1 protein-coding gene is annotated in these 547 nt (G+C 44.1%); it reads right to left on the bottom strand.

Features of this window, described 5'->3' with window-relative positions; all coding sequences use genetic code 11:
* Positions 1-298, bottom strand: a 298-nt coding sequence (gene soxR / locus R7040_RS29200) for a redox-sensitive transcriptional activator SoxR (RefSeq protein ID WP_318098008.1), incomplete at its 3' end; no start/stop codon positions are given.
* Between the last annotated feature and the right edge of the window lie 249 nt (positions 299-547).

The following is a 547-nucleotide window of genomic DNA, read 5'->3' on the forward strand; positions in this document are numbered from 1 at the left end:
GTTTTTGAATCTTTTGTTCTAACTGTTCATGCCAATGGCTCGCCATGACTTCCCATTGCTCTTTGTTCGGAGCTTGATGTTTCGGCAGCTCATCTAGCGCATGTTTGATTTCTTCTAACGACAACCCGACTTGCTGGGCCGCTTTAATCACCGCGACACGGCGCAAAACGCTACGGTGGTAGCGGCGCTGATTGCCTTGATTTCTCCAACTCGAAATCAGTCCTTTTTGTTCATAAAAATGCAGGGCAGAGACTTTCACTCCAGAACGTTTTGCCACTTCTCCTACGCTGATTTCCATCCTTGACTTCCCGTGTTTCTATTTTGTTAAAAAAAGCTTTACCTCAAGTTTACTTGAGGTTCTAAAGTTACACCATCTTAAATAACGCTAAACCCAGACGGTCTCGAAATATTGCGTTCAGGACGCATAACTTGGTTGACAAACACAGCACCGCTAGAAGCCAACGTTTTGAAATCCATTGGGAATTTGAGGCAAACATAATGAAAAATAAAACTCAGCCGTACTTAGCTGGCCGCTTCTTCGACAGTA

It is taken from the genome of Vibrio sp. 1069 (assembly GCF_033340555.1).